This window comes from Pantoea sp. Sc1, from assembly GCF_000255315.1.
Classification (GTDB): Bacteria; Pseudomonadota; Gammaproteobacteria; order Enterobacterales; family Enterobacteriaceae; genus Pantoea; species Pantoea anthophila.
The window spans coordinates 451,027-473,722 of the sequence record NZ_AJFP01000001.1 but is presented as its reverse complement, the minus strand read 5'-3'; the positions used below and the strand labels follow the sequence as shown (position 1 = coordinate 473,722).

General features: G+C 53.2%; 31 protein-coding genes, 1 tRNA gene and 1 rRNA gene. 21 read left to right on the top strand and 12 right to left on the bottom strand.

The genetic code is table 11. From position 1 onward, the window contains the following. Positions 1-2 precede the first annotated feature (2 nt). The 13 genes from rpsE (at position 3) to S7A_RS02220 (ending at position 6,819) form a co-directional block, all read left to right on the top strand. Positions 3-503: a 30S ribosomal protein S5 gene (gene rpsE, locus S7A_RS02275; protein WP_003850164.1), complete on the top strand. Its 501-nt coding sequence runs from the start codon at positions 3-5 to the stop codon at positions 501-503. 5 nt (positions 504-508) lie between these two features. Next, on the top strand, positions 509-688 hold the full coding sequence (rpmD, locus tag S7A_RS02270; protein ID WP_003850166.1) for a 50S ribosomal protein L30: 180 nt from the start codon (positions 509-511) through the stop codon (positions 686-688). A gap of 3 nt (positions 689-691) precedes the next feature. Next, positions 692-1,126, top strand: coding sequence for a 50S ribosomal protein L15 (rplO, locus tag S7A_RS02265; RefSeq protein WP_009087579.1), 435 nt, complete (start codon positions 692-694; stop codon positions 1,124-1,126). Between the two features lie 7 nt (positions 1,127-1,133). Continuing rightward, positions 1,134-2,465, top strand: a complete 1,332-nt coding sequence (secY, locus tag S7A_RS02260; RefSeq protein ID WP_009087577.1) for a preprotein translocase subunit SecY — start codon at positions 1,134-1,136, stop codon at positions 2,463-2,465. Positions 2,466-2,497: 32 nt separating this feature from the next. Then, positions 2,498-2,614 carry a 50S ribosomal protein L36 gene (gene rpmJ / locus S7A_RS20655; protein WP_010252805.1) on the top strand — a complete coding sequence of 39 codons (117 nt, stop codon included), beginning with the start codon at positions 2,498-2,500 and terminating at the stop codon, positions 2,612-2,614. A 146-nt stretch (positions 2,615-2,760) separates the two neighbouring features. Continuing rightward, entirely contained in the window at positions 2,761-3,117 is a 357-nt protein-coding gene (gene rpsM, locus S7A_RS02255) for a 30S ribosomal protein S13 (RefSeq protein WP_003850176.1), read from the top strand. Positions 3,118-3,133: 16 nt separating this feature from the next. Beyond that, a complete protein-coding gene (gene rpsK, locus S7A_RS02250) occupies positions 3,134-3,523 on the top strand; it encodes a 30S ribosomal protein S11 (protein WP_004160563.1) in 390 nt (129 codons plus the stop codon). Between the two features lie 33 nt (positions 3,524-3,556). Then, positions 3,557-4,177 carry a 30S ribosomal protein S4 gene (gene rpsD, locus S7A_RS02245; RefSeq protein WP_008927131.1) on the top strand — a complete coding sequence of 207 codons (621 nt, stop codon included), beginning with the start codon at positions 3,557-3,559 and terminating at the stop codon, positions 4,175-4,177. A 25-nt stretch (positions 4,178-4,202) separates the two neighbouring features. Then, positions 4,203-5,192, top strand: coding sequence for a DNA-directed RNA polymerase subunit alpha (rpoA, locus tag S7A_RS02240; RefSeq protein WP_003850179.1), 990 nt, complete (start codon positions 4,203-4,205; stop codon positions 5,190-5,192). A gap of 40 nt (positions 5,193-5,232) precedes the next feature. After that, positions 5,233-5,619, top strand: coding sequence for a 50S ribosomal protein L17 (gene rplQ, locus S7A_RS02235; protein ID WP_009087575.1), 387 nt, complete (start codon positions 5,233-5,235; stop codon positions 5,617-5,619). Between the two features lie 94 nt (positions 5,620-5,713). Next, positions 5,714-6,085 (top strand): DUF1992 domain-containing protein, encoded by a 372-nt coding sequence (locus S7A_RS02230; RefSeq protein ID WP_009087573.1) that lies wholly within the window; start codon positions 5,714-5,716, stop codon positions 6,083-6,085. Next, a complete protein-coding gene (gene zntR, locus S7A_RS02225) occupies positions 6,086-6,532 on the top strand; it encodes a Zn(2+)-responsive transcriptional regulator (protein WP_009087570.1) in 447 nt (148 codons plus the stop codon). Positions 6,533-6,561: 29 nt separating this feature from the next. After that, positions 6,562-6,819 carry an alternative ribosome-rescue factor A gene (locus S7A_RS02220; RefSeq protein WP_009087565.1) on the top strand — a complete coding sequence of 86 codons (258 nt, stop codon included), beginning with the start codon at positions 6,562-6,564 and terminating at the stop codon, positions 6,817-6,819. Here S7A_RS02220 and mscL read toward each other — a convergent pair. The 5 genes from mscL to def form a co-directional block, all read right to left on the bottom strand. Continuing rightward, entirely contained in the window at positions 6,794-7,204 is a 411-nt protein-coding gene (mscL, locus tag S7A_RS02215; protein ID WP_009087564.1) for a large-conductance mechanosensitive channel protein MscL, read from the bottom strand. The genes S7A_RS02220 and mscL overlap by 26 nt on opposite strands. A gap of 121 nt (positions 7,205-7,325) precedes the next feature. Next, entirely contained in the window at positions 7,326-8,702 is a 1,377-nt protein-coding gene (gene trkA / locus S7A_RS02210) for a Trk system potassium transporter TrkA (protein WP_009087562.1), read from the bottom strand. Positions 8,703-8,720: 18 nt separating this feature from the next. Beyond that, a complete protein-coding gene (gene rsmB / locus S7A_RS02205) occupies positions 8,721-10,022 on the bottom strand; it encodes a 16S rRNA (cytosine(967)-C(5))-methyltransferase RsmB (RefSeq protein WP_009087560.1) in 1,302 nt (433 codons plus the stop codon). Positions 10,023-10,071: 49 nt separating this feature from the next. After that, positions 10,072-11,016 (bottom strand): methionyl-tRNA formyltransferase, encoded by a 945-nt coding sequence (gene fmt, locus S7A_RS02200; RefSeq protein WP_009087558.1) that lies wholly within the window; start codon positions 11,014-11,016, stop codon positions 10,072-10,074. Between the two features lie 20 nt (positions 11,017-11,036). Further along, complete coding sequence (def, locus tag S7A_RS02195) at positions 11,037-11,549, bottom strand: peptide deformylase (RefSeq protein ID WP_009087556.1); 513 nt, start codon at positions 11,547-11,549, stop codon at positions 11,037-11,039. 115 nt (positions 11,550-11,664) lie between these two features. Between def and dprA the strand changes: the two genes are divergently transcribed. Genes dprA through S7A_RS02165 form a run of 6 tightly spaced genes read left to right on the top strand, consistent with a single transcriptional unit; the run spans position 11,665 to position 15,459 of the window. Beyond that, entirely contained in the window at positions 11,665-12,789 is a 1,125-nt protein-coding gene (gene dprA / locus S7A_RS02190; RefSeq protein ID WP_009087554.1) for a DNA-protecting protein DprA, read from the top strand. Then, positions 12,761-13,234 carry a DUF494 family protein Smg gene (gene smg, locus S7A_RS02185; RefSeq protein WP_009087552.1) on the top strand — a complete coding sequence of 158 codons (474 nt, stop codon included), beginning with the start codon at positions 12,761-12,763 and terminating at the stop codon, positions 13,232-13,234. The genes dprA and smg overlap by 29 nt, the downstream gene beginning before the upstream one ends. A 24-nt stretch (positions 13,235-13,258) precedes the next feature. Further along, on the top strand, positions 13,259-13,807 hold the full coding sequence (locus S7A_RS02180; RefSeq protein WP_009087550.1) for a topoisomerase DNA-binding C4 zinc finger domain-containing protein: 549 nt from the start codon (positions 13,259-13,261) through the stop codon (positions 13,805-13,807). 3 nt (positions 13,808-13,810) lie between these two features. Next, positions 13,811-14,383 carry an L-threonylcarbamoyladenylate synthase type 1 TsaC gene (gene tsaC, locus S7A_RS02175; RefSeq protein ID WP_009087549.1) on the top strand — a complete coding sequence of 191 codons (573 nt, stop codon included), beginning with the start codon at positions 13,811-13,813 and terminating at the stop codon, positions 14,381-14,383. A gap of 3 nt (positions 14,384-14,386) precedes the next feature. Continuing rightward, the gene (gene aroE / locus S7A_RS02170) at positions 14,387-15,205 is read left to right on the top strand and encodes a shikimate dehydrogenase (protein WP_009087547.1); all 819 of its coding nucleotides are present in this window, start codon (positions 14,387-14,389) and stop codon (positions 15,203-15,205) included. Beyond that, positions 15,202-15,459 (top strand): DUF1488 domain-containing protein, encoded by a 258-nt coding sequence (locus S7A_RS02165; protein ID WP_009087545.1) that lies wholly within the window; start codon positions 15,202-15,204, stop codon positions 15,457-15,459. The genes aroE and S7A_RS02165 overlap by 4 nt, the downstream gene beginning before the upstream one ends. Here the strand turns inward: S7A_RS02165 and S7A_RS02160 are convergent. Further along, on the bottom strand, positions 15,426-15,980 hold the full coding sequence (locus tag S7A_RS02160) for a gamma carbonic anhydrase family protein (protein ID WP_009087543.1): 555 nt from the start codon (positions 15,978-15,980) through the stop codon (positions 15,426-15,428). The two genes, S7A_RS02165 and S7A_RS02160, sit on opposite strands and share 34 nt — an antisense overlap. Positions 15,981-16,149: 169 nt before the next feature. Here S7A_RS02160 and S7A_RS02155 point away from each other — a divergent pair. After that, positions 16,150-16,225: transfer RNA gene (locus S7A_RS02155), tRNA-Thr, on the top strand. Positions 16,226-16,259: 34 nt separating this feature from the next. Next, positions 16,260-16,375: ribosomal RNA gene (gene rrf, locus S7A_RS02150) — 5S ribosomal RNA — on the top strand. A gap of 240 nt (positions 16,376-16,615) precedes the next feature. Here the strand turns inward: rrf and S7A_RS02145 are convergent. From S7A_RS02145 to dusB, 6 genes are all read right to left on the bottom strand, one after another. Continuing rightward, positions 16,616-17,377, bottom strand: coding sequence for an amino acid ABC transporter ATP-binding protein (locus tag S7A_RS02145; protein ID WP_009087542.1), 762 nt, complete (start codon positions 17,375-17,377; stop codon positions 16,616-16,618). A gap of 8 nt (positions 17,378-17,385) precedes the next feature. Further along, the gene (locus tag S7A_RS02140; protein ID WP_009087540.1) at positions 17,386-18,486 is read right to left on the bottom strand and encodes an amino acid ABC transporter permease; all 1,101 of its coding nucleotides are present in this window, start codon (positions 18,484-18,486) and stop codon (positions 17,386-17,388) included. A gap of 15 nt (positions 18,487-18,501) precedes the next feature. Beyond that, complete coding sequence (locus S7A_RS02135) at positions 18,502-19,680, bottom strand: amino acid ABC transporter permease (RefSeq protein ID WP_009087538.1); 1,179 nt, start codon at positions 19,678-19,680, stop codon at positions 18,502-18,504. 68 nt (positions 19,681-19,748) lie between these two features. Continuing rightward, complete coding sequence (locus S7A_RS02130; protein WP_009087536.1) at positions 19,749-20,774, bottom strand: amino acid ABC transporter substrate-binding protein; 1,026 nt, start codon at positions 20,772-20,774, stop codon at positions 19,749-19,751. 544 nt (positions 20,775-21,318) lie between these two features. Then, the gene (gene fis / locus S7A_RS02120) at positions 21,319-21,615 is read right to left on the bottom strand and encodes a DNA-binding transcriptional regulator Fis (protein ID WP_003855228.1); all 297 of its coding nucleotides are present in this window, start codon (positions 21,613-21,615) and stop codon (positions 21,319-21,321) included. Between the two features lie 23 nt (positions 21,616-21,638). Beyond that, positions 21,639-22,604 (bottom strand): tRNA dihydrouridine synthase DusB, encoded by a 966-nt coding sequence (gene dusB, locus S7A_RS02115; RefSeq protein ID WP_009087532.1) that lies wholly within the window; start codon positions 22,602-22,604, stop codon positions 21,639-21,641. Positions 22,605-22,696 lie beyond the last annotated feature (92 nt).

Sequence of the window (22,696 nt, the reverse complement as noted above, 5' to 3'; positions counted from 1 at the left end):
AGATGGCACACATCGAGAAACAAGCTGGCGAACTGCAGGAAAAACTGATCGCGGTAAACCGTGTTTCTAAAACTGTTAAAGGTGGTCGTATTTTCTCCTTCACAGCACTGACTGTGGTAGGCGATGGTAACGGTCGCGTAGGTTTTGGTTACGGTAAAGCGCGTGAAGTTCCAGCAGCGATCCAGAAAGCGATGGAGAAAGCCCGTCGCAACATGGTTAACGTCGCGCTGACCAACGGCACCCTGCAGCACCCTGTTAAAGGTGCACACACGGGTTCCCGCGTGTTCATGCAGCCGGCTTCAGAAGGTACCGGTATCATCGCCGGTGGTGCAATGCGCGCCGTTCTGGAAGTCGCTGGAGTTCATAACGTACTGGCAAAAGCCTATGGTTCTACTAACCCGATCAACGTGGTTCGTGCAACTATCGACGGCCTGGGCAATATGAAATCTCCGGAAATGGTCGCTGCTAAGCGTGGTAAATCCGTTGAAGAAATTCTGGGGTAATCACGATGGCTAAGACTATTAAAATCACTCAAACCCGTAGTTCAATCGGCCGCTTGCCTAAGCATAAAGCCACTCTGGTTGGCCTGGGTCTGCGTCGTATTGGTCATACCGTAGAGCGTGAAGACACGCCAGCTGTACGCGGCATGGTCAACGCGGTTTCCTACATGGTTAAAGTGGAGGAGTAAGAGATGCGTTTAAATACTCTGTCTCCGGCCGAAGGGTCTAAGCACGCTACTAAGCGTCTGGGTCGTGGTATCGGTTCTGGCCTCGGAAAAACCGGTGGTCGTGGTCACAAAGGTCAGAACTCACGTTCTGGCGGTGGCGTACGTCGCGGTTTCGAAGGTGGTCAGATGCCTCTGTACCGTCGTCTGCCGAAGTTCGGTTTCACCTCTCGCAAAGCAATGATCACTACAGAGATTCGTCTGTCTGATCTGGCGAAAGTTGAAGGCGGTATCGTCGACCTGAACGCGCTGAAAGCAGCCAACATTGTCGGTGTTCAGATTGAATTCGTTAAAGTAATTCTGTCTGGTGAAGTTTCTGCACCGGTAACGGTTCGCGGCCTGCGTGTCACCAAAGGTGCTCGTGCTGCAATCGAAGCTGCTGGCGGTAAAATCGAGGAATAAGTAGCAGATGGCTAAACAACCGGGATTAGATTTTCAAAGCGCCAAAGGCGGCTTTGGTGAGCTGAAACGCAGACTTCTGTTTGTCATCGGCGCACTGATTGTCTTCCGTATTGGCTCTTTTATTCCAATCCCTGGTATTGATGCCACTGTACTTGCCAAACTGCTTGAGCAACAGCGTGGCACCATCATTGAAATGTTTAACATGTTCTCTGGTGGTGCTCTCAGCCGTGCTTCTATTTTCGCACTGGGCATCATGCCGTATATCTCGGCATCGATCATTATCCAGTTATTAACGGTGGTTCATCCAGCGTTAGCGGAAATCAAGAAAGAAGGGGAGGCTGGCCGTCGTAAGATTAGCCAGTACACCCGATACGGTACGTTGGTATTGGCCATATTCCAGTCGATCGGTATTGCTACCGGTCTGCCGAATATGCCAGGGATGCAGGGTCTGGTGATGAATCCGGGCTTTGCGTTCTACTTTACCGCTGTTGTGAGTCTGGTCTCAGGAACAATGTTCCTGATGTGGCTGGGCGAACAGATTACTGAGCGGGGTATCGGTAACGGTATTTCGATCATTATCTTCGCAGGTATTGTTGCGGGTCTTCCGCCGGCCATTGGCCATACCATCGAGCAAGCGCGGCAAGGCGACCTGCACTTCCTTCTGTTGCTGTTGGTTGCAGTACTCGTATTCGCAGTGACCTACTTTGTTATCTTCGTTGAACGTGGACAGCGCCGCATTGTGGTGAACTACGCAAAACGTCAGCAGGGTCGTCGCGTTTACGCTGCACAGAGCACACATTTACCGTTGAAAGTGAATATGGCGGGTGTTATCCCGGCTATTTTTGCTTCCAGCATTATTCTGTTCCCGGCAACGATTGCATCGTGGTTTGGGGGCGGTACCGGTTGGAACTGGCTGACAACAATTTCGCTGTATTTGCAGCCAGGACAGCCGCTTTATGTGCTACTCTATGCGACTGCAATCATCTTCTTCTGTTTCTTCTATACGGCGTTGGTTTTCAACCCACGTGAAACAGCAGATAACCTGAAGAAGTCTGGTGCATTCGTACCGGGAATTCGTCCGGGAGAGCAAACGGCGAAGTATATTGATAAAGTAATGACGCGTTTGACCTTAATCGGCGCCCTGTACATTACCTTTATCTGCCTTATCCCGGAGTTCATGCGTGATGCGATGAAGGTTCCCTTCTACTTTGGCGGTACATCACTGCTTATCGTAGTTGTCGTCATCATGGACTTTATGGCTCAAGTGCAAACTCTGATGATGTCCAGTCAGTACGAGTCGGCACTGAAGAAAGCTAACCTGAAAGGCTACGGCCGTTAATTCAGTTGGTTGAGAAGTTACGGAGAGTAAAAATGAAAGTTCGTGCTTCCGTCAAGAGATTATGTCGTAACTGCAAAATCATTCGTCGCGACGGTGTCGTACGTGTGATCTGCAGCGCCGAGCCAAAGCATAAACAGCGCCAAGGCTGATTTTGTCACATATTTTTCTTGCAAAGTCGGGTTGAGCTGGCTAGATTAGCCAGCCAATCTTTTGTATGTCAGTACGTTTCCATTTGAGTATCCTGAAAACGGGCTTTTCAGCATGGGACGTGCTTGTTTAATTATAGGAGTGCATAGTGGCCCGTATAGCAGGCATTAACATTCCTGATCAAAAACATACCGTTATCGCATTAACTTCGATCTTCGGTATCGGTAAAACCCGTTCAAAAGCCATCTGCGCTTCAACGGGCATTGCTGAAAATGTTAAGATCAGTGAGCTGTCTGAAGAACAAATTGATCAGCTGCGTGATGCAGTTGCTAAATTCGTTGTTGAAGGTGATCTGCGCCGTGAAATCACCCTGAGCATCAAGCGTCTTATGGACCTTGGTTGCTACCGTGGTTTGCGCCATCGTCGTGGTCTTCCGGTTCGCGGTCAGCGTACCAAGACCAACGCACGTACCCGTAAGGGTCCGCGTAAACCGATCAAGAAATAATCGGGGTGAGTAAATAATGGCAAAGGCACCAGTTCGTGCACGCAAGCGTGTAAGAAAACAAGTCTCAGATGGCGTGGCTCATGTCCATGCTTCTTTTAACAACACCATCGTTACCATTACTGATCGTCAGGGTAACGCACTGGGTTGGGCAACCGCCGGTGGTTCCGGTTTCCGCGGTTCACGTAAATCCACTCCGTTTGCTGCTCAGGTCGCTGCAGAGCGCTGTGCAGAAGCGGTAAAAGATTACGGAATTAAGAATCTGGAAGTTATGGTAAAGGGTCCGGGTCCAGGTCGCGAATCTACGATTCGTGCTTTGAACGCCGCTGGTTTCCGCATCACGAATATTACTGATGTGACTCCGATCCCTCATAACGGTTGTCGTCCGCCGAAAAAACGTCGCGTATAACGCCCGTTTTTTTAGGATAGTTGGAGAAAGAAAATGGCAAGATATTTGGGTCCTAAGCTCAAGCTGAGCCGTCGTGAGGGCACTGACTTATTCCTTAAGTCTGGCGTTCGCGCGATTGATTCCAAGTGTAAAATTGAACAAGCCCCTGGTCAGCATGGTGCGCGTAAACCGCGTCTGTCTGATTACGGCGGTCAGTTACGTGAGAAGCAGAAAGTTCGTCGTATCTACGGCGTGCTGGAGCGTCAGTTCCGTAACTATTACAAAGAAGCAGCTCGTCTGAAAGGCAACACCGGTGAAAACCTGTTGGCTCTGCTGGAAGGTCGTCTGGACAACGTAGTTTATCGTATGGGCTTCGGTGCCACACGTGCAGAAGCACGTCAGCTGGTTAGCCACAAGTCTGTTCTGGTAAACGGCCGCGTTGTTAACATCGCTTCTTATCAGGTATCTCCGAATGATGTCGTTAGCATCCGTGAGAAAGCCAAAAAGCAATCTCGCGTGAAGGCCGCTCTGGAGCTGGCTGAGCAGCGTGAAAAGCCAACCTGGCTGGAAGTTGATGCGACTAAGATGGAAGGTGTGTTCAAGCGTATTCCTGAACGTACTGATCTGTCTGCGGACATTAACGAACACCTGATCGTCGAGCTTTACTCCAAGTAAAGCTTAGTACCAAAGAGAGGACACAATGCAGGGTTCTGTGACAGAGTTTCTAAAACCGCGCCTGGTAGATATCGAGCAAGTGAGTTCGACGCACGCCAAGGTGACCCTTGAGCCTTTAGAGCGTGGCTTTGGCCATACTCTTGGTAACGCACTGCGCCGTATTCTGCTTTCATCCATGCCGGGTTGCGCGGTGACCGAGGTTGAAATTGATGGTGTACTTCATGAGTACAGCACCAAAGAGGGCGTACAGGAAGATATCCTGGAAATCCTGCTCAACCTGAAAGGGCTGGCGGTAAGAGTTCAGGGTAAAGATGAAGTTATTCTGACCCTGAATAAATCTGGCATTGGCCCTGTGACTGCAGCCGACATTACCCATGATGGTGATGTCGAAATCGTCAAGCCTCAGCATGTCATCTGCCATCTGACCGATGAGAACGCGGCTATCAGCATGCGTATCAAAGTTCAGCGTGGTCGTGGCTATGTGCCGGCTTCTGCCCGAATTCATTCGGAAGAAGATGAGCGCCCAATCGGCCGCCTGTTAGTTGACGCTTGCTACAGCCCTGTAGACCGTATCGCCTACAATGTTGAAGCAGCGCGTGTAGAGCAGCGCACCGACCTGGACAAGCTGGTCATCGAAATGGAAACCAACGGCACAATCGATCCTGAAGAGGCGATTCGTCGTGCGGCGACCATTCTGGCTGAACAACTTGAAGCTTTCGTTGACTTACGTGATGTACGTCAGCCGGAAGTTAAAGAAGAGAAACCAGAATTCGATCCGATCCTGCTGCGCCCTGTTGACGATCTGGAATTGACTGTCCGCTCTGCTAACTGCCTTAAGGCAGAAGCTATCCACTACATCGGTGATCTGGTACAGCGTACCGAGGTTGAGCTGCTTAAAACGCCTAACCTGGGTAAAAAATCTCTTACTGAGATTAAAGATGTGCTCGCTTCACGTGGTCTGTCTCTGGGCATGCGCCTTGAGAACTGGCCACCGGCAAGCATTGCTGATGAATAAACCGATCACAGGTTAAGGTTTCACTGAGAAGGATAAGGTCATGCGCCATCGTAAGAGTGGTCGTCAACTGAACCGCAACAGCAGCCATCGTCAGGCTATGTTCCGCAACATGGCCGGTTCTCTGGTTCGTCATGAGATCATCAAAACGACTCTGCCGAAAGCCAAAGAACTGCGTCGCGTAGTTGAGCCGCTGATTACTCTTGCCAAGACCGACAACGTAGCTAATCGTCGTCTGGCATTCGCCCGTACTCGTGATAACGAGATCGTGGCAAAACTGTTTAATGAGCTGGGCCCGCGTTTTGCGAGCCGTGCTGGTGGTTACACTCGTATTCTGAAGTGTGGCTTCCGTGCTGGTGACAACGCTCCGATGGCATACATCGAGCTGGTTGATCGTCCAGAAGCTCAAGCAGAAGCAGCCGCAGAGTAATCTGCAGCAACGTAAAAAACCCGCTTCGGCGGGTTTTTTATTGCCTGAAATTCGCTACCTTAGAATGACGCTTCTATTTTTGAGGGCATCTGTTATGTGGCTGGTAGACGAACTTGCTGAACAGCACATCAAAGCGGCACTGGAAAAAGGCGAACTCAGTAACCTTCGTGGCTCTGGCAAACCGCTACAGCTGGATGATGACAGTCATGTCCCTCAGGAGTTAAGGGCAGGGTATCGACTGCTGAAAAATTCTGGCTTTCTGCCACCCGAGCTGGAGTTAAGGCGTGAGGCGATGGAAGTCAACGATCTGATTCGCCAGCTGGATCCTGCGGATCGTGACTATCAGAATCATTGTCACCGGCTTCAGGTGCTGGAACTGCGCTTGCGACAGGCGGGCATGAGTACCGATTTTCTTCATGGAAACTATGCTACCGCGATACGCCACCATTTCCGCGAGGAGGAGTAGATGTTCCGCATTGGTCAGTTAGCAAAGCTTGCTGAGGTAACGCCTGACACCATCCGTTTTTATGAAAAGCAGCAGATGATGGACCATGGAGAGCGTACCGAAGGTGGTTTTCGCCTCTACAGCGAAGGCGATCTGCAGCGTCTGAAATTTATTCGCCACGGTCGTAAGCTCGGCTTCAGTCTGGAAGCGATCCGGGAACTTCTGTCAATCCGGGTCGATCCGGCACATCACACCTGCCAGGAGTCAAAAGCGATCGTTGAGAAACGGCTGGATGAAGTGGCGCAGATGATAGCGGAACTTGAGTCGATGCAGCGCTCTCTGCGTATTCTTTCGGACGCCTGTTGTGGTCACAGCCACAGTAGCATTTCGTGCTCAATTCTTGAGGCACTGGAGCGGGGAGAGGCTTCAGACAAACAAGGGTCTTGTGATTTTACCGCAAAGGAATAGAGTATCAGACCATCTCAACAGGAGGCATTATGAGTAAATATCAGCATACCAGGGGGCAAATCCGCGATAACGCGATTGAGGCTCTGTTACACGACCCGCTTTTCCGTCAGCGCATTGAGCAGAAACAAAAGGGTAAGGGCAGCTTCAGACGAAAGGAAAAACACAACAAGGGGCAGGGATGGGAGGGCAGTGATAAGAAAGCGTCTTATCACTGCCCTTCTTCTTTACCATTAAAAAACCGCCTCAGCGGCGGTTTGTTTACTACACGCGGGTATTCTGCTGTTTAAGCAGGTCGCGAATTTCAGTCAGCAGCACTTCTTCGTTTGAAGGTTTAGGTGCAGGCTTCTCAACTTCTTTTTTCTTGTAGAGACGGTTCATCAGTTTGATCGCCATAAAGATGGCAAAGGCAATGATGACAAAGTCGAAGATACTCTGCAGGAAGATACCGTACTGCATAACGACGGCAGGCGTGTCGCCAACAGCAGGCTTGAGCACCCAGGCAAACGATTTAAAATCGACACCACCGATCAATAAACCCAACGGTGGCATAATGATGTTAGCCACTAATGATGAGACGATCTTACCAAACGCAGCGCCGATGATAACACCGACGGCCAGATCCATCACATTCCCGCGCATTGCAAAATCACGAAACTCTTTGATTAAACTCATACTTAACTCCTCTCCTTGCCAGTGTCATAAAGTCTAACAAACCTTGCTGTTTTTTCCATAAGCGCAGCCAAACAGGTGGCTGTTTTGCATAGCTCCCCCCGACTGAAAATCAATACAGGATTTACAGGAAGAAAGGACTTGGCTGGAAGAGCCGCTCAACATCCGACACGAATTTCTTATCGGTCAGGAACATGATTACATGGTCACCCTGCTCGATACGCAGGTTGTCATTGGCAATCATCACATCATCGCCGCGCACCACCGCACCAATGATGGTACCCGGGGGCAGTTTGATATCATCAATCGCGCGGCCCACCACCCGTGATGTCGATTCGTCACCGTGCGCTATCGCTTCGATCGCCTCAGCGATGCCGCGACGCAGCGAGGAAACACCCACGATGTCCGCTTTACGGACATGGCCCAGCAGGGCAGAGATGGTGGCCTGCTGAGGAGAAATCGCGATATCGATAACACTGCCCTGCACCAGATCGACATAAGCACGACGCTGTATCAGCACCATGACTTTTTTGGCGCCCATCTTTTTCGCCAGCATGGCTGACATGATATTGGCTTCATCATCATTGGTGACTGCAATGAACAGATCAACCTGCTCGACATGCTCCTCCGCAAGCAACTCCTGGTCTGACGCATCGCCATAAAAGACGACGGTATCATGGAGATGTTCCGCCAGTTCTGCGGCCCGCTGGGGATTACGCTCGATCAGCTTCACGCTGTAGTGCTTCTCCAGCTGCTGTGCCAGACCAAAACCGATATTGCCGCCTCCCACTAACATGATGCGCTTGTAAGGCTTTTCCAGCCGCTGCATTTCGCTCATAACTGCACGAATATTCTGGCTGGCCGCGATGAAAAACACTTCATCACCTGCCTCGACGATGGTCGAACCCTGGGGACGAATGGGACGGTCCTGACGGAAGATAGCGGCGACACGGGTATCAATGTGCGGCATGTGCTCACGCAGGATAGAAAGCGGATTTCCGACCAGAGGCCCGCCATAATACGCTTTGACTACGGCCAGGCTGACTTTGCCTTCAGCAAAATTCACCACCTGCAGGGCGCCCGGATACTGGATCAAACGGTAGATATTATCGATAACCAGCTGCTCTGGTGAGATCAGATGGTCGATAGGAACGGCTTCCGGCATAAAAAGCTTATCTGCATCGCGCAGATAGTCCGCCGCACGAATACGGGCGATTCGGTTGGGCGTATTGAAAAGCGAATAAGCAATCTGACAGGCAATCATGTTGGTTTCATCCGAACTGGTAACGGCAACCAGCATGTCGGCGTCTTCAGCGCCCGCCTCACGCAGGATCCGCGGATGTGAACCGTGCCCCTGAACTACACGCAGATCGAACTTATCCTGCAGATGACGCAGGCGTGCCGAATCGGTATCAACGACTGTGATATCGTTGTTTTCACCCACCAGATTCTCTGCCAGCGTTCCGCCTACCTGACCTGCGCCCAGAATGATTATTTTCATCGCTTATCAATACTCATATCAGTGTGAACCCGAATTTTTTATCAGCTTAGCGTAGAAGAAACCATCTCCGCCTTCAGCATCCGGAAAGACCTGTAACCCGCTCGCCGGTGCATCCCTGAGCGGCTCCGCCTGCGCATCGTGCTGTCGCTGCAGGAAAGCCTCAATCTGTTGGTGGTTCTCTTCAGGCAGGATGGAGCAGGTGGCATAAATCAGCGTGCCGCCAGGTTTCAGGTGCGGCCAGATAGCGTCCAGAATCTCACGCTGCAGCTTTGCCAGCTCAGCGATATCGCGATCGCGGCGCAGCCACTTAATATCGGGATGTCGGCGGATAACGCCGGTTGCAGAGCAGGGCGCATCCAGCAGGATACGGTCAAACTGCCGATCGCCACACCACTGCTGCGGTGTCCGTCCGTCCCCCTGTTTGACCTCCGCTTTCATGCCCAGTCGCTGCAGATTCTCATCAACGCGTTTAAGACGCTGAGCATCCACATCGACAGCCAGCACGTCGGCGTCCGGCGCAATCTCAAGGATATGGGTCGTTTTACCACCAGGTGCCGCACATAAATCCAGAATCTGCTCGCCATTCTGAGGTTCGAGCAGCAGAGCGCAGCGCTGGGCTGATAAATCCTGTACGGTCACCCAGCCCTGATCAAAGCCGGGCAACTGGCTGACCAGGGCGGGGACATCAAGCCGCAACGCATCCGGAACATCGGCAGCCGGCTGTGCATTTCTGCCGCTTTCAGTCAGCATGGTCAGCCAGGCGTCACGTGAATGATGCTGACGGTTAACCCGCAGCCACATCGGCGGACGCAGATTATTTGCTTCGACGATATGCTCCCACTGTTCCGGCCAGGCGTGCTGCAATCGCTTAAGCAGCCAGCCCGGATGGAGATAACGTTGTGGGCCATCCTGGATGCTGGCGAGTAACGTTTCACGCTGGCGCTGAAACTGGCGCAATACCCCGTTTAATAACCCTTTCAGGCTGGTGCGCTTCAGCACCTCTGCGCCCGCGACGGTTTCAGCCAGTGCAGCGTGAGCTGGCACCCGGGTATATTCCAGCTGATAAAGTCCGACCATGATCAGATAGTGAAGAACCCGCTGTTTACCGGTCAGTGGACGTTCCATCAGTTTGCCAATCAGCGCTTCCAGCTGCGGCAATGTGCGCAGAACACCAAAACAGATCTCCTGTACTAATGCGCTATCCTTGTCGGTGAGTTTTTTCTGGGCGGCAGGCAGAACCGTATTCAGGGATTCGCCTTTGTCCACAACGCGCTCAATCAGTTGGGCGGAGAGGCTACGCAGGTTGGTTGATTTAGTCATAGGGTTTTGTCATCAAACAAAAAGCCCGGTAAGTCACCGGGCCAGAGAGTCAGTCCAGAAGGGTTCCAGGTTCGAACCACTCCCGACGCGAGTTGAGAAGATCCTGAGCCGACATCGGTTTTTTACCGGCGGGCTGTAACTGCACCAGATTCAATACGCCCTCGGCGGTCGCGACCTGGATGCCCTGCTTGTCTGCAGCGATAATTTCACCCGGTGCATGGTCGCGATGAGGCAGTACGGTAGCCTGCCAGACTTTCACCGGCTGGTCGTCAACCGTGAAAAAACTCATCGGCCAGGGATTAAAGGCGCGGATACAGCGCTCAAGCTGTTCTGCGGGCAGTCTCCAGTCAAGACGCGCCTCCTCTTTGCTCAGCTTCTCAGCGTAGCTGGCGAGTGCTTCATCCTGTTTTTCGGGTGAGGCCTGCTGCGTGTTGAGTAACGTCAGCGTATCCAGCAGCCCCTGCGGGCCGAGCTGGGCCAGTCTGTCATACAGAGTGGCACTGGTGTCCTGGGGGGTAATCGGGCAGGCCAGTTTATGCAGCATATCGCCGGTATCTAAACCCACATCCATCTGCATGATGGTGACGCCAGTTTCACTGTCGCCAGCCCAGAGCGCACGCTGAATCGGCGCGGCACCACGCCAGCGGGGGAGCAGCGAACCGTGGACATTGATGCAGCCCAGACGCGGCATATCCAGCACCGCCCTGGGCAGAATTAATCCATACGCCACGACAACCATCACATCGGCCTGCAGGTCAGCAACCAGCTGCTGGTTCTCTTCAGGTCGCAGTGACTTTGGCTGAAACACCGGAATGTCATGAGCCAGCGCCAGCGTTTTGACCGGGCCAAGCGTGAGTTTGTTGCCGCGACCCGCAGGGCGGTCGGGCTGAGTAAAGACACCGATAACCTGATGCTCAGAAGCAAGCAGCGCGTCAAGATGACGCGCTGCAAAGTCAGGAGTGCCGGCAAAAATGATTTTTAGCGGGGCAGACACGTTTATCCCTTTTTAAGATCTCAGGAAGCCTGGGCGTTCTGACGCGCCAGTTTCTCTAATCTGGTTTTGATCCGCTGACGCTTCAGAGGCGACAGATAATCAATAAACAGTTTGCCTTCCAGATGATCGATCTCATGCTGGATACAGATGGCGAGTAAGTCGCTGGCTTCCAGTTCGAAACTGTTACCGTCGCGATCCAGCGCGCGAACTTTTACGCGCTCAGCACGCGGGACAAATGCACGCTGCTCCGGAATCGACAGGCAGCCCTCTTCAATACCGGTTTCACCGCTTTTTTCCAGCAGCTCAGGGTTGATCAGGACTAAACGCTCTTCACGACTTTCAGAGACATCAATCACGATGATGCGCTGATGAATATCGACCTGCGTCGCCGCAAGACCGATGCCCTCTTCGGCATACATTGTCTCGAACATATCATCAACGATACGCTGAATGTCTGCGTTAACTTCTTTAACGGGCGCGGCGACTTTGCGAAGGCGCTCGTCAGGAAAATGTAATACCTGCAAAACTGACATAAATATCCAGATCTGTATTCGTTTAGGAAAAGATTACTGCCTCATATTGTAGACTTTCTGAGACCTGATTGACAGCATTGTGCGGCAGGAAGCCGGGGCAATCAGGGAGCAGCAAATGGACAAAATAGCGCAGTATCTGCGGCTGGCCGCGGTGTGTGGAATGACAGGAAAGCGCTGGCTGACCGTGGCGCAGCAGCTTGGCGATGCACCGGCAGACAGTGGGAAACTTATGCGGCTGGGGTTAGACGCTGCGCAGTGTCAGCAATACGCTGATCTGCCTGAAAAAACGATCACCGATGTGCAGCACTGGTTAGCGCGCAGTCCTGCCCATCATCTGATCACTGCGCTGGACGCCGCCTATCCTGCCCGGCTCAGGGAAACCAGTCGCTTTCCGCCGCTGCTTTACATCCACGGCGATCCGGCCGTCATCACTACCCCACAGCTGGCAGTCGTGGGCAGCCGGAACGGCTCACCCAATGGCCGTTACTGGGGCGAATGGTTTACCCGGCACCTGAGCCTCAGCGGGCTGACCATCACCAGCGGACTGGCGCGGGGGATTGATGGCGTTGCGCATCAGGCGGCACTGAGTACCGGCGGCAAAACGGTAGCCATATTAGGCAGCGGGCTGCAGCGGCTCTATCCCCGACAGCATGTCCGCCTTGCCGCAGAGATTGTTGAGCAGGGCGGTGCCGTGGTGTCTGAGTTTCCGCTGAACACCATTCCTCATCCGCTCAACTTTCCGCGTCGCAATCGGATCATCAGCGGCCTGAGTCTGGGCGTGCTGGTGGTGGAAGCCTCGCTGAAGAGTGGTTCACTGGTGACCGCTCGCTATGCGCTGGAGCAAAACCGCAATGTTTATGCACTACCTGGCGCGCTCGGCAACCCGTTAAGCGAAGGGGTCAACTGGCTGATTCAGCAGGGCGCCCTGCTGGTGGCACATCCCAACAACATTCTGGAGGATCTGGCTGGGGCACTGAACTGGCTGCCTGTGACACAGGATGACGAAATTTATTCTGAACCAGGTGACGATGCTCCATTGCCATTTGCTGATGTGTTGGCTAACGTAGGTGATGAGGTTACACCTGTTGACGTTGTCGCTGAACGTGCCGGCCAATCTGTGCCAGTTATCTCAGCTCAATTGCTGGAACTGGAGTTAGCAGGATGGATCGCAGCTGTACCCGGCGGCTATGTCCGATTGAGGAGGGCATGCCATGTTCGACGTACTCATGTACTTGTTTGAGACCTATATCCACAACGAAGCAGAAATGGGTGTTGATCAGGACAGATTGACAGATGACCTGACGGATGCCGGGTTCCATCGTGAAGATATTTACAGTGCGCTTAACTGGCTGGAAAGACTGGCGGATTATCAGGAAGGACTGGTTGCGCCAATTTTACTGACCAACGATCCGCTCTCTATGCGTATTTATACCGACGAAGAGAGTAAACGTTTAGATGCCGAAAGCCGCGGTTTCCTGCTCTTCCTGGAGCAGATTCAGGTGCTGAATCTGGAAACCCGTGAGATGGTCATCGAACGTGTCATGGCGCTGGATACCTCTGAGTTTGATCTGGAGGACCTCAAATGGGTGGTGCTGATGGTGTTGTTCAACATCCCGGGATGTGAAAATGCCTATCAGCAGATGGAAGAACTGCTATTCGACGTCAATGAAGGTATGCTGCATTAAATTTCCTTTCATGCATTTATCGCTATGAGTAAAGCTGCACTCTTCACCGTGCGTAAACAGGATCCCTGCCCCGCTTGCGGGGCAGAACTGGTTATCCGCTCGGGTAAACATGGCCCTTTTCTGGGATGCGCCAACTATCCGGCATGTGACTACATCCGGCCCTTAAAAGGGCAGGCCGATGGCCATGTGGTTAAAGTGCTGGAGGGCCACGCCTGTCCTGAATGCGGGGCCGATAAAGTGTTGCGGCAGGGCCGTTATGGCATGTTTATTGGCTGTAGCCACTATCCTGAATGCGGCTACAGTGAAACCATCGACAAACCGGACGAAACGACGCTGGCGTGTCCACAGTGCCACGAAGGCCGGCTGGTTCAGCGGCGTTCCCGTTATGGCAAAACGTTCCACTCCTGTGATCGTTATCCCGCCTGCCAGTTTGTCGTCAACCTGACGCCCGTGGCCGGGGTCTGTGCCTGGTGTCAGTTTCCGTTGCTGGTTGAAAAAAAGACAGCGCAGGGGGTTAAACGCTTCTGCGCCAGGAAAAGTTGTGGCAAAGCCATTGCTGAAGAGAATGAATAGATCATGGAAAATCAACACCTCGCCGATTCACTTGAGCGCTGCGTAGCAGAGCTGAATCGTCAGGCGGTCATCGCCTATCCCACTGAAGCCGTATTTGGTCTGGGCTGCGACCCTGACAGTGAATCTGCCGTCATGGCGCTGCTGGCGCTGAAACAACGCCCGGTAGAAAAGGGACTCATTCTGATCGCAGCTGATTATTCCCAGCTAGAACCCTATATCTCCGATCGCGAACTCTCTGTGATCCAGCGTGAGCGTATGTTCGCCTGCTGGCCCGGCCCGGTGACCTTTGTCGTCCCGGTTCCTCCCCAGACGCCCCGCTGGCTGACCGGACAGTTCGACTCGCTGGCGATACGGGTCAGTGACCATCCGGATGTGCAGGCGCTTTGCCGCGCATTTGGTAAACCACTGGTTTCAACCAGCGCCAATCTGTCAGGACAGCCTCCCTGCCGTACGGCAGAAGAAGTGTATAAGCAGTTTGGTGAGGACTTCCCGGTTCTGTCCGGGAAAACGGGGGGACGACTCAATCCTTCAGAAATCCGCGATGTAATCAGCGGCGAACTTATACGTCAGGGTTAACTCATGGATCAATTCGCCGTTTTCGGTAATCCGATCAGCCACAGTAAATCTCCGCTGATCCATCAGGCTTTTGCTGAACAGACTGGCATCGATCATCGATATGGCCGGATCTGTGCGCCGGTTGACGGATTTCGCGATGCGCTGACAACCTTTTTTGCACAGGGCGGTCGTGGCGCCAACGTGACCCTGCCTTTTAAACAGCAGGCCTGGGAGTTTGCCGATCAACTCAGTGAACGCGCGGCCCTGTCCGGCGCCGTTAATACGGTAAAAAAGCTCAGCGACGGGCAGATCCTGGGTGACAACACGGATGGTATCGGCCTGTTAAGCGATCTTGAACGGCTGAAGATGATCAATGCGGGCGACAATGTTCTGCTGGTGGGCGCAGGTGGAGCGGCGCGCGGTGTGATTCATCCTTTGCTTTCGTCAGGGGTGACGCTCACCGTGGTAAACCGTACCGCCGGACGGGCAGAGGAGCTGGCTGGCCTGTTCGCAAAGAGCGGCACTATCCGTGCAGCTGCGTTTAATCAACTGGCGGAACAGCGTTTCGACCTTATCATCAATGCGACTTCAAGCGGTGTAGAGGGGAAAACACCCCCTTTACCTGCAGAGCTGATCCATCCCGGCGTACGCTGCTATGACATGTTCTATCAAAGCGGGCTGACGCCTTTCCTGCTCTGGTGTCAGACGCAGGGAGCGCACGCTCTGGCGGATGGTGTGGGAATGCTGGTGGGGCAGGCGGCGCATGCCTTCTATATATGGCATGGCGTGATGCCGGAAGTTGCGCCGGTCATTGCTCAGCTGAAACAGGCTATGCAGCCATGAATCAGGCGATTCAGTTTCCTGACGATGAAACCTATGACGCTGAACGGGATGCCGTCTGCTTCCCGGTACTGGTTAACGGTATGCGGTTGATCTGTGCGATCAGCCGTATGTCGCTGACGTCACGCTTTGGCGAAGGGGAGGCGATGGCGCTGTTTCAGCACCATCGCTGGGATCTCGAAGATGAAGCCGAAGCGGCCATTCGTCAGGAGCGTGTTGATGCTCAGGGCTGGGTCTGGTTATCTCCCGCCAGGTAATCATTTTTCCAGCCGACATAGTTATTCGCCGAATAGCGTAATCCTTCCTTCTCCTGGTCGTTCAGCGGCCTGATCTGTCTGACCGGACTGCCCAGATAGAGATAGCCGCTCTCCAGCCGTTTACCTGGAGGGACCAGACTGCCTGCCCCAATCATGACCTCTTCTTCTACTATTACGCCATCAAGCAGAATCGAGCCCATCCCGATAAGCACACGATCGCCGATAGTGCAGCCATGCAGCATCGCTTTGTGCCCGACCGTGACATCCTCGCCAATAATCAGCGGGAAGCCTTCCGGGTTAGCGGCAGATTTATGCGTGACATGCAGAACACTGCCATCCTGCACATTAGTACGGGCACCGATGCGAACCTGATTCACGTCTCCCCGGATGACGACCAGCGGCCAGATGCTCACGTCATCGGCCATGATGACATCACCCACCACAACACTAGCTGGATCGACCATGACGCGCTGGCCAGTTTGTGGAAAGCGATCTTTATAAGGACGTAAGGCGGAAGTCATTGTGTTCTCCTTTATTCTGTTTTCTCAGCAGCCTGATGTGATTTTAGCCAGCTGACAAGCCTATTCTGGCCTGGATCGCTGGTGATCTCATCAATCTGGATCATTTATAACCGTTCAGAAAAAAGATCCAAAAAAAGGGTTGTGCTCTGAAACGGGACAAATTTAGTGTGCTGATATGGCTCAGTTGGTAGAGCGCACCCTTGGTAAGGGTGAGGTCCCCAGTTCGACTCTGGGTATCAGCACCAGTTAAGACACGAGTTCGGTAAAGAAAAGAATTTGCCTGGCGGCTGTAGCGCGGTGGTCCCACCTGACCCCATGCCGAACTCAGAAGTGAAACGCCGTAGCGCCGATGGTAGTGTGGGGTCTCCCCATGCGAGAGTAGGGAACTGCCAGGCATCAAATAAGAGAGAGCCCTTCGCGTATGCGAAGGGCTTTTTTCGTTGTGGCTGCAGAAAACGGAGTAGCGCCTTTTCCGGTTATCATTAGGAAGAAAAAGTGTCGTCGCCTCAGCCTGTGCGCCTGTGCTCCTGTGCTACCCAGCCCAGCCCAGCCCGAAACCCCTTTACTGACCTTTATTCGGGCCATAAAAAACCCGGCACCAGGCCGGGTTGTAAAATAGCGAGGGGTAGTGCCGGTCAGTGAATAACCTGAGACAGGAACGCCCGGGTCCGCTCCGATTTAGGATTCGCAAAGAACTCCTGCGGCGGAGCCATTTCAACGATCTCACCGCGATCCATAAAGATCACCCGGTCCGCAACGGTGCGGGCAAAGCCCATCTCATGCGTCACGCACAGCATGGTCATCCCATCCTCTGCCAGACCAATCATGGTATCCAGTACCTCTTTTACCATCTCCGGATCCAGTGCCGAGGTTGGCTCATCAAACAGCATAATTTTCGGCTTCATGCAGAGTGAACGGGCAATAGCAACGCGCTGCTGCTGACCACCCGAAAGCTGACCGGGGAATTTATGTGCATGTTCCGCAATGCGCACGCGTTGCAGATAGTGCATAGCCAGCTCATCGGCTTCTTTTTTAGGTATCTTTCTCACCCACGTCGGGGCCAGTGTGCAGTTCTGCAGGACCGTCAGATGCGGAAACAGATTAAAGTGCTGAAAGACCATTCCTACTTCGGTGCGCACGCGTTCAATGTTACGGATATCATCGTTAAGGTGAATACCGTCAACAACAATACGTCCCTGCTGATGCTCTTCCAGATGGTTAATACAGCGGATCGTGGTCGATTTGCCGGAACCAGAAGGCCCGCAAAGCACAATGCGTTCACGCGGCTTAACCTGCAGGTTAATGTCTTTCAGTACATGGAATTGTCCGTACCATTTATTCACGTTCTCAAGCGAAATCATCAACGCGTCGGAAGAGTGTGTCATAGAGTCAGTCATGTAAAACCTCAGTGCGATGTACGCCCGGTGTGAAAGCGCTTTTCCAGATACTGGCTGTAGCGCGACATGCTAAAACAGAAGATCCAATAGACCAGTGCAGCGAAGACGTAACCTTCGGTCGACATGCCCAGCCAGGTGGGGTCCACCGTGGCCTGCTGAACGCTGCTGAACAGATCGAAAAGACCAATGATGATGACCAGGCTGGTATCTTTAAACAGAGCGATGATGGTATTTACCAGCCCGGGGATGGTGAGCTTCAGTGCCTGTGGCAGGATCACCAGCATCTGGGTTTTCCAGTAACCCAGCGCCAGAGACTCAGCCGCTTCATACTGACCTTTCGGCAACGCCTGCAATCCCCCGCGTACCACTTCCGCTACATAGGCGGACTGAAACAGAATGACGCCAACCAGGGCGCGCACCAGCTTATCGATGGTGGTGCCTTCAGACATAAACAGCGGCAGCATCACCGACGACATAAACAGTACGGTAATCAGCGGCACGCCGCGCCAGAACTCAATAAAGATGACCGACAGCGTGCGCACCACAGGCATACGGGAGCGACGGCCAAGAGCCAGCAGAATCCCCAGCGGCAGTGCGCCCGCGATCCCAACCGATGCAATAATCAGCGTCAGCGTTAATCCACCCCACTGGCGTGTCTCAACGCGCTCCAGTCCCAGATAGCCGCCATACAGCAGAAACCAGACAATCACCGGATAGATGACGGCCCAGGCAGCAATATAGCGCCCGCGGAAGGGCAGGCTCTTCAGGAACATCGGCACAATCGACACCAGGCCAATGATCAGCGCCAGGTTGATACGCCAGCGCAACTCATGCGGATAGAGGCCATACATGAACTGACCGAAACGGGCATGGATAAAGACCCAGCAGGCGCCCTCTTTCGTACAATCGGCGCGGGTGGAGCCGATCCAGTTAGCCTGAAAGACCAGCCAGTTCAGCGCAGGCGGGATCACATGCCAGATTATCCAGATGCACAACAGCGTCAGTAACGTGTTAAACCAGCTGGAAAAGAGATTTTTACGCGCCCAAAGCCAGGCGCGACTGACCGGCGTCGTCGGGACGGGGGTCGTTTCATGCGTAGTTACAGACATAGTCATCCCGTTCTCTTAACGCTCAACCAGCGCAATTTTGCGGTTGTAGACGTTCATAAGCAGTGATATCAGCAGGCTGATGATCAGGTACACGCCCATCGTGATAGCAATCGTTTCGATGGCCTGGCCGGTCTGGTTCAGGACCGAGCCGGCAAACAGCGACACCATATCGGGATATCCGATAGCCGCGGCCAGTGAGGAGTTCTTCACGATGTTCAGGTACTGACTGGTCAGCGGGGGAATAATCACGCGCATGGCCTGAGGAATGATTACCTGACGCAGCGTCACCGGATTCGGCAGACCCAGCGAACGTGCGGCTTCGTGCTGACCGTGCGGTACCGACTGGATGCCGGAGCGAATCACTTCCGCAATAAACGACGAGGTATAGATCGACAGGGCCAGCGTCAGTGCCGCCAGCTCCGGTATCATTACCGAGCCACCACGGAAATTGAATCCGCGCAGCTGCGGCACATCCCAGTGCGTTGCGGCGCCAAACCCAAGATGCGCCAGAACCGGAAAAAGAATCAGCATCGCAACGGCGACAGGCCAGGTGCGACGTAACTCGCCGGTTTTCAGCTGATGCTGACGGTTGAAGCGGTAGAGACCATAGCTGATGGCTACGGCCAGAAGCAGCGCGATAACAAACGGCCAGCTCCCCGGAGCATAGGTCGGCCACGGCACATAGAGCCCGCGATTACTGACATAGGCCAGGTCAAACGCATTCAGCGCCTGTCGTGGGCCAGGCAGATTGCGCAATACCGCAAAGTACCAGAAGAAGATCTGCAGCAGTGGCGGGATATTACGGAAGGTTTCGATATAGATGGTCGAGAGCTTCCGCAGCAGCCAGTTGTCAGAAAGGCGGGATAATCCCACCGCGAATCCTAGAATGGAGGCGAAAACGATACAGAGTGCCGAGACCAGCAGTGTGTTGGTTAAGCCAACCAGAAACACGCGCGCGTAGGTGTCGTCCTCGGTGTACTCAATCAGATGCTGAACGATACCGAAACCGGCAGTGCGCTCGAGAAAGCCAAATCCTGATGTAATGCCGCGATTGGCAAGGTTGATAATGGTGTTATGCACCAGATAACCCACCACACCAAGCACTGCGATAACGGCAATGAACTGATAAATCCAGGCGCGAACCGTGGGATTACCAAATGAAAAATCCCTTTTCACGGTTGGGCGTTGTGACATGTTGAAACCTCAGTAACGAAAGCTGTGGCAGGGCACCGCAGAAGGCGGTGCCCGATTGGCGAGGTCTGTTAACGTACCGGCGGAGCGTACTGAATACCGCCCTGGTTCCACAGCGCGTTCTGACCGCGTGCGATCTTCAGAGCACTGTCTTTACCGACGTTACGATCAAAGCTTTCCTGATAGTTGCCCACCTGCTTGATGATGTTGTAGGCCCACTTATTATCCAGCTTCAGATCTTTACCAAAGTCACCCTCAGCACCCAGCAGATGCGCCATATCTGGCGTGGTCGGCTTGGCTGTCATCTGATCAACATTCTTCGAGTTGATACCCATCTCTTCCGCATTCAGCATAGCGAAGAGCGACCATTTCACGATGGTGAACCAGTCATCATCACCACGACGCACCAGTGGCCCCAGGGGTTCTTTGGAGATCACTTCTGGCAGCACAATGAATTCGTCCGGTTTGCCCAGCTTAATGCGCAGTGCGTAAAGCTGAGACTGGTCAGAAGCCAGGGTATCACAGCGGCCGCTGTCCAGCGCTTTGGCTGATTCATCTGAACGGTCGAAGGTGACCGGCGTGTACTGCATTTTGTTGGCTTTAAAGAAGTCCGCGACGTTCAGCTCGGTATCGGTGCCTGCCTGAATACAGACGGTCGCGCCATCCAGCTCTTTCGCACTTTTCAGGCCCGCTTTCTGGTGAGTCAGGAAGCCGATGCCGTCGTAGTAGTTCACGCCCGCAAACAGGAAGCCCATGCCGCCATCACGTGAGGAGGTCCAGGTGGTATTACGAGAAAGCACATCTACTTCGCCTGACTGCAGCGCGGTAAAACGCTCTTTCGCGGTCAGTGGGGTGTATTTCACTTTGGTTGCATCGCCAAACACAGCAGCAGCCGTTGCCCGACACACATCCACATCGATACCGGTGAACTTGCCGCTGGCATCCGCATAGGAGAAGCCCGGCAAGCCGTCACTGATCCCACATTGAACAAAACCTTTTTTCTTAATTGCATCCAGTGTGGCGCCGGCGTGTGCTTGCTGAGTAACGGCAACCAGCGAGGCGGCAGCGATCAGCGTAGAGAGCATCATCTTTTTCATAAAGCATCCTGTGTGGCGGGATCGTATTGTTATGTTTGCGCACTTTAGTGTGCGTTTTCCTGTCTGTGGCGGTCAGCCATTCACGACTCTGCAAAGCTGATGCCAGGTTTGCAGGAGCCTGAATTTGTATGAAAGAACGGTTAATAATCGGAAGCACTTAGAAAGTTCCGCTAATATGGCGCACCAAAAGGAAGCAAAGCGAGTCGACCCGATCACATTTAGTGCAAATAGTTTCACTATATGGAAGCAATGTGAGCCTTCGCGCAGGCAGGCATGTATGAAGGAGACACGTTACTTTTTTAATGCGCGGAAAGTCACACACCCGGAGCGGAAGGGCGCTGTCAGGGGGCAGGGCATTCAGATCAGCCTGTAATCCCGGCTGGGAGGAGGAAGAAGAGAGGGCGAAATATCACGTCTGCGATTGCAACTATAGTTACCATATGAGAGGCAACTGTTTCATCCCTGAGGTCACCGCTTTGTGCCATACCGCACAAATAAAAACGCCAGCCCGAAGGCTGGCGTGATTAACAGACAGAACTCAGAATCAGTTCATGCCGTATTTTTTCAATTTCTTACGCAGCGTACCGCGGTTGATACCCATCATCAGGGCAGCGCGGGTCTGGTTGCCACGGGTATACTGCATCACCATGTCCAACAGAGGCTGCTCGACTTCAGCCAAAACCAGCTCATACAGGTCGCTCACATCCTGACCATTCAGTTGAGCAAAATAGTTCTTCAGTGCCTGTTTAACCGAATCACGCAAAGGTTTTTGAGTTACCTGATCCTGTGAGTTAACGGTAGAAACGGTCAGTACGTCAGAATTTACGCGTTGTTCGAACATAGTTCTTTCAGCTCTTTATTTCGTTACGCAAGATTTTCGAAGTATGCCTCCAACGCCTCCAGCTGTTCGCTGGCATCCTCAATGGCGTTGAATGTGCGCCGAAACTGGTCATTCGGGGCGTGCTCCTGCAGATACCAGGAGACGTGCTTTCGCGCTATACGGTATCCCTTGCCTGAACCGTAAAAGTCGTGCAGCTCACGTATATGCGAAACAAGCAAGCGCTTGACCTCTGCCAGTGGCAGCGGAGCAAGCAGCTCCCCAGTGTCCAGATAATGCTGGATTTCCCGGAAGATCCACGGTCTTCCCTGAGCAGCGCGTCCTATCATCAGAGCATCGGCCCCTGTATAGTCGAGCACCGCTCTGGCTTTATGCGGGTCAGTTATGTCTCCATTCGCGATAATCGGAATGGAAACACTCTGCTTAACTGTCCGAATGCTGTCATATTCAGCTTCTCCGTTGAACAGGCAGGCACGAGTGCGGCCATGTATCGTCAGAGCCTGTATACCGCAGCGTTCAGCCAATTGGGCAATCGCGACACAGTTCCTGTTTTCAGGATCCCAGCCAGTACGAATTTTCAGCGTAACCGGCACGTTCACTGCATTAACCACTGCGGAGAGAATGGACTCCACCACGGCGGGATATTGCAGTAAGGCTGACCCCGCCATTTTGCGGTTAACCTTCTTGGCAGGGCATCCCATATTAATGTCGATAACCTGTGCACCAGCCTCGACATTAATGCGTGCAGCTTGCGCCATTTCGCTGGGATCGCAACCGGCAATCTGCACGGCGCGAATGCCTGGCTCATCACTGTGAACCATGCGCAAACGAGATTTGTCACTGGCCCAGACTTCGGGGTTCGAAGACAACATCTCAGAAACTGCCATACCTGCGCCCATTTCGTGACACAGCGTCCTGAATGGCCTGTCGGTAATACCGGCCATAGGCGCCGCAATCAGTCGATTTCTCAGCTGGAGGTTTCCAATACGCATGAAGTCAGAATGGCCATACTGTGTCTGCAAGGCGGCGTATATTACGCATTTTTGCAGGAAGATGAAAGGCCAAACTTTGAACAATCAGCAAG

Coding starts and splice junctions, on each gene's coding strand:
- rpsE (WP_003850164.1), top strand. CDS start 3: ATGGCACACATCGAGAAACAAGCTGGCGAACTGCAGGAAAAACTGATC.
- rpmD (WP_003850166.1), top strand. CDS start 509: ATGGCTAAGACTATTAAAATCACTCAAACCCGTAGTTCAATCGGCCGC.
- rplO (WP_009087579.1), top strand. CDS start 692: ATGCGTTTAAATACTCTGTCTCCGGCCGAAGGGTCTAAGCACGCTACT.
- secY (WP_009087577.1), top strand. CDS start 1,134: ATGGCTAAACAACCGGGATTAGATTTTCAAAGCGCCAAAGGCGGCTTT.
- rpmJ (WP_010252805.1), top strand. CDS start 2,498: ATGAAAGTTCGTGCTTCCGTCAAGAGATTATGTCGTAACTGCAAAATC.
- rpsK (WP_004160563.1), top strand. CDS start 3,134: ATGGCAAAGGCACCAGTTCGTGCACGCAAGCGTGTAAGAAAACAAGTC.
- rpsD (WP_008927131.1), top strand. CDS start 3,557: ATGGCAAGATATTTGGGTCCTAAGCTCAAGCTGAGCCGTCGTGAGGGC.
- rpoA (WP_003850179.1), top strand. CDS start 4,203: ATGCAGGGTTCTGTGACAGAGTTTCTAAAACCGCGCCTGGTAGATATC.
- rplQ (WP_009087575.1), top strand. CDS start 5,233: ATGCGCCATCGTAAGAGTGGTCGTCAACTGAACCGCAACAGCAGCCAT.
- S7A_RS02230 (WP_009087573.1), top strand. CDS start 5,714: ATGTGGCTGGTAGACGAACTTGCTGAACAGCACATCAAAGCGGCACTG.
- zntR (WP_009087570.1), top strand. CDS start 6,086: ATGTTCCGCATTGGTCAGTTAGCAAAGCTTGCTGAGGTAACGCCTGAC.
- S7A_RS02220 (WP_009087565.1), top strand. CDS start 6,562: ATGAGTAAATATCAGCATACCAGGGGGCAAATCCGCGATAACGCGATT.
- mscL (WP_009087564.1), bottom strand. CDS start 7,204: ATGAGTTTAATCAAAGAGTTTCGTGATTTTGCAATGCGCGGGAATGTG.
- trkA (WP_009087562.1), bottom strand. CDS start 8,702: ATGAAAATAATCATTCTGGGCGCAGGTCAGGTAGGCGGAACGCTGGCA.
- rsmB (WP_009087560.1), bottom strand. CDS start 10,022: ATGACTAAATCAACCAACCTGCGTAGCCTCTCCGCCCAACTGATTGAG.
- def (WP_009087556.1), bottom strand. CDS start 11,549: ATGTCAGTTTTGCAGGTATTACATTTTCCTGACGAGCGCCTTCGCAAA.
- dprA (WP_009087554.1), top strand. CDS start 11,665: ATGGACAAAATAGCGCAGTATCTGCGGCTGGCCGCGGTGTGTGGAATG.
- smg (WP_009087552.1), top strand. CDS start 12,761: ATGTTCGACGTACTCATGTACTTGTTTGAGACCTATATCCACAACGAA.
- S7A_RS02180 (WP_009087550.1), top strand. CDS start 13,259: ATGAGTAAAGCTGCACTCTTCACCGTGCGTAAACAGGATCCCTGCCCC.
- tsaC (WP_009087549.1), top strand. CDS start 13,811: ATGGAAAATCAACACCTCGCCGATTCACTTGAGCGCTGCGTAGCAGAG.
- aroE (WP_009087547.1), top strand. CDS start 14,387: ATGGATCAATTCGCCGTTTTCGGTAATCCGATCAGCCACAGTAAATCT.
- S7A_RS02165 (WP_009087545.1), top strand. CDS start 15,202: ATGAATCAGGCGATTCAGTTTCCTGACGATGAAACCTATGACGCTGAA.
- S7A_RS02160 (WP_009087543.1), bottom strand. CDS start 15,980: ATGACTTCCGCCTTACGTCCTTATAAAGATCGCTTTCCACAAACTGGC.
- S7A_RS02145 (WP_009087542.1), bottom strand. CDS start 17,377: ATGACTGACTCTATGACACACTCTTCCGACGCGTTGATGATTTCGCTT.
- S7A_RS02140 (WP_009087540.1), bottom strand. CDS start 18,486: ATGTCTGTAACTACGCATGAAACGACCCCCGTCCCGACGACGCCGGTC.
- S7A_RS02135 (WP_009087538.1), bottom strand. CDS start 19,680: ATGTCACAACGCCCAACCGTGAAAAGGGATTTTTCATTTGGTAATCCC.
- S7A_RS02130 (WP_009087536.1), bottom strand. CDS start 20,774: ATGAAAAAGATGATGCTCTCTACGCTGATCGCTGCCGCCTCGCTGGTT.
- fis (WP_003855228.1), bottom strand. CDS start 21,615: ATGTTCGAACAACGCGTAAATTCTGACGTACTGACCGTTTCTACCGTT.
- dusB (WP_009087532.1), bottom strand. CDS start 22,604: ATGCGTATTGGAAACCTCCAGCTGAGAAATCGACTGATTGCGGCGCCT.